Consider the following 8,810-nt stretch of genomic DNA (forward strand, 5'->3'; position numbering starts at 1 on the left):
CCCCTAGGCGGCTGCCCGCACCGCCACCTCCACTACCCATCCTTCCCTCGGCCTCGGGTTGAATGCGCCCAGCTGCTCTTGAGCCCCCATGCCTGATGCCGTTGATGAAGCCCAGTGGTTCAAGGTGCTGCTGGCACTGCGCTGGCCCTGTGCCGTGGTGGCCTCCTCCGCCGTGCTTGGCGGGGTGCTCCTGCACGTGCTGAGCAAACCGATTCCGATCCGGATCGCCCTGCCCCCCGATCAGCCCCTGCCCGTGCGGGCCGAGGTGAAGGAGCTGGCCCAACCGATCCGGGTGGAGCAGCTCAATGAAGCGATTGAGATCAGGGCTCAGGAGGTGCTCACGGTGCGCGGTTCCGTGGGCATCGACACCAAGGCCCCCATTCCGATCAGCGGCGAACCGCGCGTGGTGGTGACCAACCCCGTGGAGGTGAAGGCGAGCGCGCCCCTGGCGGTGCAGGGCAACGTGGCTGTGAAGGCGGCTGAACCCCTGCCGGTTCAGGCCTCGGTGGATGTGAGTGCCTCCGAGCCATTGCCCGTTAAGGGTGCTGTGGAGGTGGACACTCCCAACCCGCTCCAGGTGACCACCGAGGTGACCCTCGACACCAATGAGGACCCGATCCAGGTGCAGGTGAAGGAGGGCCTGATGGGGATCTTCTGAACAGGTGAAGCCCCAGCCCTGCCCCGCCAAGGAAGCTGGAAGCCGGCTAACGGATTTGAACCGATGACCTTCGCTTTACAAAAGCGCTGCTCTACCGCTGAGCTAAGCCGGCATGGCGTCACGACCGGATGGCCTGACCAGGCTGAAGTTACACGGGGGCAGTGGCCATTCCGGGGTGGCCAGCCTCAGCTGCTGCTGAGGGCCCAGATCAGCAGCTGGGTGCGGCTGCGGCAGCCGCTCTTGGCCAGCAGGTGGGAGATGTGGCTCTCAACCGTGCGCACGCTCAGCACCAGGGCGGCGGCAATCTCCCGGTTGCTGTAGCCGCGGCATAGCAGGCCCAGTACCTTCGACTCAGCGGGGGTTGGCGGCGTCAGCTGTGCATTGAGGGAAACCATGGCCTGGCGCCATCCGGAGCTGTTGATGGCTCAGGATTGCCACAGGCCCGGCKGATCGCTCAGGAGGGCGTTTCGGCGCTCGGCACGGGGCTGTCGGTGGGGGATGGCAGGGGCACTGAGCGGGTGCCCTTGATCGGCAGATTGGCCACCAGCGCTGTGACCCGGTCTTCGGTTTCCAGGCTCACATCCCCTTCGCTCATGTCGATCTCCACGTAGCGGCTCACCACGTCGAGAATTTCACGCCGCATCTGCTGCAGCAGTTCCGGGTTGAGGTCGCTGCGGTCGTGGGCGAGCACGAGTTGGAGGCGCTGCCGTGCCGTGGGGGCACTGGCCGGTTCCCGACCCAGCAGCTTGTTTATCAGATCGCGCAGGGTCATCGGCTCAGAAGATCTTGGTTTGCATCAGGCGGCCGATCCGGGCCCTCAGACCCTGGCGTTCCTTGGCGGGGTCGATCAGCGGCACGTCTTCCCCCTGCAGGCGCCGGGCGATGTTGCTGTAGGCCCTGGCGGCCGGCGAGAGGTTGTCGCTGAGGGTGAGCGGCTCGCCCCGGTTGGTGGACACGATCACCTGTTCGTCCTCCAGCACCAGCCCCAGCAGCGGCAGGGCCAGGATGTCGGTCACGTCGTCCACCGCCAGCATCTCCTGGCTGGCCATCATCTTCGGCCGCACCCGGTTGAGCACCAGTTGGGTGGGCTTGACGCCCTCGGAGTTGAGCAGGCCGATCACGCGGTCGGCGTCCCGCACCGCCGACACCTCCGGCGTGGTGATCACGATGGCCTCCCGGGCAGCGGCCATGGCGTTGCGGAAGCCACCTTCGATGCCAGCCGGGGCGTCGATCAGCACGTAGTCGGCGGTCTCGCCCACCATGGCGCCGATCGCCTGCATGTCTTCGGGCTTGAGCCACTCGAGCATGCGGGGATCGCCGGCCGGCAGCAGGGCCAGGTTCGGCTGCAGCTTGTGCTTCACCAGGGCCTGCTCCAGTCGGCAGCGCTCGGAGAGCACGTCCTGGGCGGTGTAGATGATCCGGTTTTCGAGACCGAGCAGCAGATCCAGGTTGCGCAGGCCGAAATCGGCATCGAGCACCGCTGTCCTGGCACCGAGCTTGGCCAGGGCAATGCCGAGGTTGGCGGTGAGGGTGGTTTTGCCCACTCCCCCCTTGCCGGAGCAGATCAGGATGAAGCGAGTCGACGCAGCTGGCACGGCAGTGGCTGAGATCGAGGCAGGCTAAGGCCAAAGACGCCTTTCACCCGAAGCTCGCCCTCCGGAATCCAACGCCTTCAGGGTTCAGGCGTTCAGGGGCCACTGGGGTGGCGCCGGCTCGAGCCGGATCACGCCCCCCACCAGCCGGGCCTGCTCGGCCTGTCCCTCCGGGGGGGGCTCCTCGGGCCCCCGGGCCACGGCGCCGGCGATGCGCAGCTGCAGGGGCCGCAGCTGCAGGGCCACGATCCTGGCGCCCCCATCGCCGCCCGTTCCGGCATGGGCCAGGCCGCGCAGGCGGCCCCACACGAGCACGTGGCCGCCGGCACTGAGCCGGGCCCCGGGGTTCACATCCCCCAGCACAAGAAGAGAACCTGCTGCCTGCAGGTGATCGCCGGAGCGCACGGTGCCGCGGTGCACCACCAGTTCGCCTGCCCGTCCCCCGGGCATGGGGCTGTCCGGGCTGGAGCTGCTGGCCGCGCCAGGCCAGGGCGGCCGGGCCTCGAGCCCCAGTGCGGCCGCAGCCACCAGGGTGTGAGGGTTGGTGCACTGCACGTTCTCCAGCCACAGATCGTGCTGGAGCAGCAGCTCCTGGAGGGCCCGCAGTCCCCGCGCCGTGAGCGGCCAGCCATTGGCCTCGAGTCCTACGGGGCCAGGCCTGGGCGGCCCCTGGAGCAACCCCGCGCTCTCGAGGGCCCGCACCGCCAGCTCCTGAGGCGAGGCCGCTTGCCCGCTCGGCGGCAACACCAGCCGGTGGCTGCCGCCCCCTGAGCTGCCGGGAAGGAACAGGGCGCCGAGGGCCGGAGCGCTCATCAGGAGTCGAGGAACCGGCGTAACTTAGGCGCCACCTCGGCAGGGTGGATCAGCCAGGCCAGCTGCACCGGCTCGCTGAGGCTGTGCACCAGGGGCGAGCGCTGCTCCAGGGCCTGCAGCGTGCGGCCATCCCACAGCCGCAGCCCGCCGGCATAGGGGTGGTAGCCGCGGGTCTGGCGCTGCTCCAGGGCGCAGCAGCCATCAGGATCGAAGCCCGCTTGGCTGGCCAGCGTTCTGGCCTGGGCCAGCAGTTCCAGCTGGCTGCCCCGGTCCCGGCTGGCCACATCGGTGGCCTTCAGCAGCCGCCGCTCCAGCAGCCGCCGGCAGGGGTCGGCCAGCTCCTTGGCTCCCTCCTCCAGCCAGCGCTCCAGGTGGTAGCCGGTGCGGATGTCGTCGTTGGCCAGAAAGGAGGCGAGATCGAGGCTGCCCCGCTCCCACAGCCAGCGGCCCATCACGGCATCGGCCCACACCCGCCCCGGACCCAGCTGGCGGGCCACGCTGATCAGCCGCCGCAGCAGCCAGTTGCACACCACGTTGAGCCGGTGGTTGTAGACGCTGCGGTACATCAGGTTGCGCACCACCAGGTAGTGCTCCACGGCCATCAATCCCTTCGGCTGCACGGCCAGGGCGCCGTCCGGGGCCAGGGTGAGGGCCGCCAGGATCCGTTGCAGATCGAGGCGCCCGTAGCTGGCTCCCGTGCTGTAGCCGTCGCGCTGCAGGTAGTCGAGCCGGTCGCAGTCGAGCTGGCTGCTCACCAGGGCCTTGATGGCCTGCACCGGGTAGCGGCCATGCTCCAGCAGGTCGGCCACGGCATCGGCGCAACCCTCGGCATGGCTCTCCAGCAGGCCGCGCAGCTGCGGGTGCTCCCGCACCAGCCGCCCTGACCAGGCCTCGTGGTTGAGTCCATACATCTCCTCGCCGGAGTGGCTCAGCGGGCCATGGCCCACGTCATGCAACAGGGCGGCTGCGTAGAGCACCCCCCGGTGCTCCAGCAGCTCGGGGTGATGGGGGGCCAGCTGGGCCAGGGCCAGTCGCGCCAGGTGGAGCACCCCGAGCGAGTGGGTGAAGCGGCTGAACTCAGCACCATGGAAGGTGAGATAGGCCGGCCCCAGCTGCCGGATCCGCCGCAGTCGTTGAAAGGGGGCTGTGTCGATCAGGGAGATGGCGAGGGCCTCGGCGGGGTCGCTGCGCTCCAGCCGGATCGCCCCATGCAGAGGATCGTGGTAGGTGCGGCCGCTCATGCCGGGGCCTGGGCCGGGGTGAGTTGCTTCAGCAGCAGGTCGGAGGCCTGATCGAGCCAGGCGTCGCTATCGCCGCCGGGGTTGAGGGGCTCAGGCGGAGCCAGGGGATCGTCGGGTTCGATGCCCTGGTTCTGAATGTCGCGGCCACTGGGGGTGAGGTAGCGCGCCACGGTCACCGCCAGGCCGCTGCTGTCCCCGAGGGAGAGCAGGCTCTGAATCAGGCCCTTGCCGAAGGTGCGGCTGCCGGCCAGTTCGCTGCGGCCGTTGTCCTGCAGGGCTCCGGCCAGGATCTCGCTGGCGCTGGCGGTGCCGCCGTTTACCAGGGTGATCATCGGGCCGTCGAAGAGTTCGCCAGGGCCTGAGCGCACGGGCGAGCTCAGCCCGTTGCGGTCTTCCGTCTCCACGATCGGGCGGCTGTCGAGCAGTTGGTTGGCCACGGCCAGGCCGGCGCTCACCAGCCCGCCGGAGTTGTTGCGCAGGTCGAGGATCAGCCCTTCGATGTCCTGGTCCACCAGGTCGGTGAGGGCCTGGTGCACCTGCTCGGGCACCGGCTCGGCGAACTGGGTGATGCGCAGATAGCCCACCGTGTGCCCCTCCAGCCGCAGGCGCCGGCTGCGCACCGGCCGCAGGTTCACCTGCCGCCGCTCCAGCGCCACTTCCTGGGGTTGCCCCTCCCGCGCCACCTGCAGCAACACCTGGCTGCCGGCGGAGCCCCTCAGGGCCGCGGCGGTGCCCTCCAGCCCGAGGCTCGCCGTGGGCTGGCCATCCACCGCCAGCAGTTCCATGCCACTGGCCAAGGCCGCCTCGGCGGCGGGGGAATCGTCGAGGGGGGCGATCACCACCACCCGCTGGTCGCCGTCCCGCAGGCCGATCTGGAGGCCCACGCCGGTCACGCTGCCCTGGGTGCTGGAGCGCAGATTGGCGTAGTCCTCCGGGCGCAGCAGACGGGTGTAGGGGTCCCCTAGGGGCGCCAGCATGGCCTCGATCGCTGCATAGGCATCGTCGGAGCTCACGATCGAGCGCTCCAGCGCTTTCTGGCGCAGCCGGCGCCAGCGCACCGCCTCAAAGCGCTGGGGCTCAACGTAGCTCTGGTTCACGAGCCGCCAGGCCTCCACCACCAGCTGCTGGGCGTCGCTGAGGGCGATGGCCGGGGCCGGGGCCCAGAGCAGGCTGGCGCTCAGCAGCCAGGCCAGCAGGGTGCTCCAGACCAGGGGCCTTGCGGCTGCGGAAGGCGACCTTGACAACGGGCCAGCGGCCTGTCCCCCCCGCTGGGGATCGGCTGGCAGCACCGGCAGGCGTTCAGCGGTCACGGACTCTCGATGGCGGTGCGTAGACTCTCGCAACCCAACCTCCCAGCTGCATGGCGAACACTCCTGCTGGAAAGTCGTCCCCGGTCTACGACTGGTTCGAGGAGCGTCTTGAAATTCAGGCGATCGCCGACGACATCTCGGCAAAGTACGTGCCACCGCACGTCAACATTTTTTACTGCTTGGGCGGCATCACCCTGGTGTGCTTCCTGATCCAGTTCGCGACGGGCTTCGCGATGACGTTTTATTACAAGCCCACCGTGGCTGAGGCCTACGCCTCGGTGCAGTACCTCATGAGCGATGTCAGCTTCGGCTGGCTGATCCGCTCGGTGCACCGCTGGAGTGCCTCGATGATGGTTCTGATGCTGATCCTGCACGTGTTCCGCGTCTACCTCACCGGCGGCTTCAAACGGCCCCGCGAGCTCACCTGGGTCACCGGCGTGACCATGGCCGTGATCACCGTCTCCTTCGGCGTCACCGGCTATTCCCTTCCCTGGGATCAGGTCGGCTACTGGGCCGTCAAGATCGTGAGCGGCGTTCCTGCGGCCGTGCCTGTCGTCGGCGACTTCATGGTTGAGCTGCTGCGTGGTGGTGAGTCCGTGGGCCAGTCCACCCTCACCCGCTTCTACAGCCTGCATACCTTCGTGATGCCCTGGCTGCTGGCGGTGTTCATGCTGATGCACTTCCTGATGATCCGCAAGCAGGGCATCTCCGGCCCGTTGTGACCCTTCGAGACAGCTTGTCTCGCCTGCCTGCCCGGCACCCCTAGCCTCCCCAAACATCAGCGATCCCTGCGAGCGGCACCAGCCATGCACATCCTCAAGAAACCAGATCTCACCGACCCCGCCCTTCGCGCCAAGCTCGCCAAGGGCATGGGTCACAACTACTACGGTGAGCCCGCCTGGCCAAACGATCTCCTCTACATGTTTCCGGTGGTGATCCTCGGAACCATCGGCTGCATCGTGGGGCTGTCGGTGCTTGACCCCGCCATGCTCGCGGACAAGGCCGATCCCTTTGCCACGCCTCTGGAAATCCTGCCTGAGTGGTACCTATACCCGGTGTTCCAGATCCTGCGGGTGGTGCCCAACAAGCTGCTCGGCATTGCCCTGCAGACGATGATCCCCCTGGGCCTGATGTTGATCCCCTTCATCGAGAGCTTCAACAAGTTCCAGAACCCCTTCCGTCGCCCCGTGGCCATGGCCGTCTTCCTGTTCGGCACGGCTTTCACCATCTACCTGGGCATCGGTGCGGCCCTGCCGATCGACAAGTCCCTCACGCTTGGTCTGTTCTGAACCTCAGCGGGTTCTGAATGTCGTTCTCGACAAAGCCTTCGCCCCGTTCAGCTTCTCAGCCGCGACCTGGATCGCGGCTTTTTGCTGGCCATGCTCATCCCTGCCGATGCAGACCGGGCTCCAGATCCAGCAGGGTCACATCCTGGGGTTTGACACGCAGGATGTGGTGCAGGAGCAGGAATCCCACGATCGTCCAGGTCTGGTAGGTGCGGGCCTGCTGGCCTACCCAGGTGCCGGTGGGCCCATCGAAGTATTCAGCCCACTGCTGGCGCGGCAGCTGGTTCAGCTGGCTCCAGTAGCACTCCTCCAGCATGGCCGTCATCTGGCCCATCAGCAGCACATCGGCTTCCGGATGGCGCTCCCCGTGCAGCAGGATCGCGCCTCCCAGGAACCACAGCAGGCAGGGCCAATGCCCCCCGTTGTGGTAGCTCCAGGGCCAGTTCTTGGGGTCTGATCCGGTCTTGTTGCGCCACTCATCGGCCTCCATCGGCGGATGGCAGATGCGCATCGGCATCTGGGCCATCAGATCGGCGCGGTTGTGCAGCACCAGCCGGAACAGGGCCCGTTGCTGTGGTGCCGTGAGCAGGCCGAACATGCAGGCCAGGGAGTTGCCGAGGCTGTAGAAGCGGAAGTCCGGCCGGCCGGTGCGGATGTTGCCGATCAGGTAGCCGCCACGGTTCTCGAGCCAGTCCTGGAGCCAGGGGGGGATCACCTGGGGCTGCACGTTGAATTCGTTTTCGTGCTGATGATCGCCGTACTGCTCCGTGGGGCGACGGCGCAGCACCTGCATGGTCTTGCTGGTCACCCAGTAGTGCTTCAACAGGAAGGAGCGCAGATCGTGTTGCCACTGCCGCGTCAGTTCCAGCCGCTGGTCCAGCAGCCGGCTCGTGGAACTCGTCTTGGCCAGCTCCATCAGGTTGCAGCAGCTGCGCAGGCAGCCGAACAACAGCACCTCCACCTCCAGCGGGGCACCCCAGACGTCCATGGGACGGTCAATCATGAAGGCGCAGTCCGGCACGAACAGCACCGGGTTGCCCTCAAAGCTCGGATGCAGCACCAGGTCGAGCAGCAGCTGTACGCCGCGCTGCACCCGCTGGCTCGTGGCGAACTCCACGTCGCGGCTGCGCTTCACATAGAGCCAGCACAGCACGGGCCACCAGAGGCTGGCGTCCACGGAGGTGATGCGTCCGATCGAGCGCTGGCCATAATCCGCCAGCACCTTCCCCTCTGTTTCCACGAAGCTGGTGGGGAAGACGCCTCGGGTCTGGTAACGGGTGCTCTGCAGGTCGAGGCAGACGCTGAGGAAATTGCGCACGATTTCGTAGCGCCCCTGCAACAGCAGGTACACCATCACCGGCACGTTGTCGCGCAGGAACACTTCGCCGTAGTTGGCTTCGGTGGCCTTGCGCGGATGCTCCAGGGCTGCAACCGATCCCACCAGCTCGCCGCCCACGCGCACAAGGGTGCGCTCGAAGTGGTCGCGGGCCCGGCTCACCACCGCTTCCTCCCGGGAACTGGGACGGACGCGGAGGCGTTCCTGACTGGATTGGGGGGGCATCCAACTGGTGGCGTGGTCCGGAGGCCGGCGTCCTGACCTTAAGCACCGTGGTGGTGTTGGTCAGCCTTTCGACGCGTTTCCGCAGATCGCCGCCCAGGCCCTGGGCTTGGTCAGCCCAACGCTCGGTGGGGGTGTCGCTTTGCAGGGCAGCAGCGCTTGACAGCCTCGGGAGCCCGCATGGTATGTTCATGTGCTACACGCCTGAAGCGGAAGCTGAAGCGGGCAGGCTTACAGAGATGGAAGAGCGCCTGCGAGAGCGGCCCTTCGGTGCTGTAGGTTTCTTTGGTCGCTGCGAGGCGACAGCCACCGAGAGCTTCTGGAAACGGGAGTGGAGGTAGCAGAACCTGGA

The 8,810-nt window shown here is 67.4% G+C and carries 10 protein-coding genes and 1 tRNA gene; 3 read left to right on the top strand and 8 right to left on the bottom strand.

Annotated elements, in window-relative coordinates; all coding sequences use genetic code 11:
- The first annotated feature begins 88 nt into the window (after positions 1-88).
- The gene (locus tag IQ216_RS08530; RefSeq protein WP_193815145.1) at positions 89-658 is read left to right on the top strand and encodes a hypothetical protein; all 570 of its coding nucleotides are present in this window, start codon (positions 89-91) and stop codon (positions 656-658) included.
- Between the two features lie 40 nt (positions 659-698).
- Here IQ216_RS08530 and IQ216_RS08535 read toward each other — a convergent pair.
- The 7 genes from IQ216_RS08535 to ctpZ form a co-directional block, all read right to left on the bottom strand.
- Positions 699-770 (bottom strand) — tRNA-Thr (locus tag IQ216_RS08535).
- A 73-nt stretch (positions 771-843) separates the two neighbouring features.
- Positions 844-1,053: a response regulator transcription factor gene (locus tag IQ216_RS08540; protein ID WP_186697219.1), complete on the bottom strand. Its 210-nt coding sequence runs from the start codon at positions 1,051-1,053 to the stop codon at positions 844-846.
- Between the two features lie 59 nt (positions 1,054-1,112).
- A complete protein-coding gene (gene minE, locus IQ216_RS08545) occupies positions 1,113-1,430 on the bottom strand; it encodes a cell division topological specificity factor MinE (protein WP_186697218.1) in 318 nt (105 codons plus the stop codon).
- A gap of 4 nt (positions 1,431-1,434) precedes the next feature.
- The gene (gene minD, locus IQ216_RS08550; protein ID WP_186697217.1) at positions 1,435-2,253 is read right to left on the bottom strand and encodes a septum site-determining protein MinD; all 819 of its coding nucleotides are present in this window, start codon (positions 2,251-2,253) and stop codon (positions 1,435-1,437) included.
- Between the two features lie 84 nt (positions 2,254-2,337).
- Positions 2,338-3,063: a septum site-determining protein MinC gene (gene minC, locus IQ216_RS08555; RefSeq protein ID WP_193815146.1), complete on the bottom strand. Its 726-nt coding sequence runs from the start codon at positions 3,061-3,063 to the stop codon at positions 2,338-2,340.
- A complete protein-coding gene (locus IQ216_RS08560) occupies positions 3,063-4,304 on the bottom strand; it encodes an HD domain-containing protein (protein ID WP_193815147.1) in 1,242 nt (413 codons plus the stop codon). Before IQ216_RS08560 ends, minC begins: the two co-directional genes overlap by 1 nt.
- On the bottom strand, positions 4,301-5,515 hold the full coding sequence (gene ctpZ, locus IQ216_RS08565; RefSeq protein ID WP_370566675.1) for a carboxyl-terminal processing protease CtpZ: 1,215 nt from the start codon (positions 5,513-5,515) through the stop codon (positions 4,301-4,303). Before ctpZ ends, IQ216_RS08560 begins: the two co-directional genes overlap by 4 nt.
- 149 nt (positions 5,516-5,664) lie before the next feature.
- Between ctpZ and petB the strand changes: the two genes are divergently transcribed.
- Entirely contained in the window at positions 5,665-6,336 is a 672-nt protein-coding gene (gene petB / locus IQ216_RS08570) for a cytochrome b6 (protein ID WP_186697214.1), read from the top strand.
- 84 nt (positions 6,337-6,420) lie between these two features.
- Positions 6,421-6,903, top strand: coding sequence for a cytochrome b6-f complex subunit IV (petD, locus tag IQ216_RS08575; RefSeq protein WP_186697213.1), 483 nt, complete (start codon positions 6,421-6,423; stop codon positions 6,901-6,903).
- A gap of 94 nt (positions 6,904-6,997) precedes the next feature.
- Here the strand turns inward: petD and IQ216_RS08580 are convergent, their stop codons facing one another.
- The gene (locus tag IQ216_RS08580; protein ID WP_193815148.1) at positions 6,998-8,461 is read right to left on the bottom strand and encodes a glycoside hydrolase 100 family protein; all 1,464 of its coding nucleotides are present in this window, start codon (positions 8,459-8,461) and stop codon (positions 6,998-7,000) included.
- Between the last annotated feature and the right edge of the window lie 349 nt (positions 8,462-8,810).

The organism is Cyanobium sp. LEGE 06143, assembly GCF_015207535.1.
Classification (GTDB): Bacteria; Cyanobacteriota; Cyanobacteriia; order PCC-6307; family Cyanobiaceae; genus NIES-981.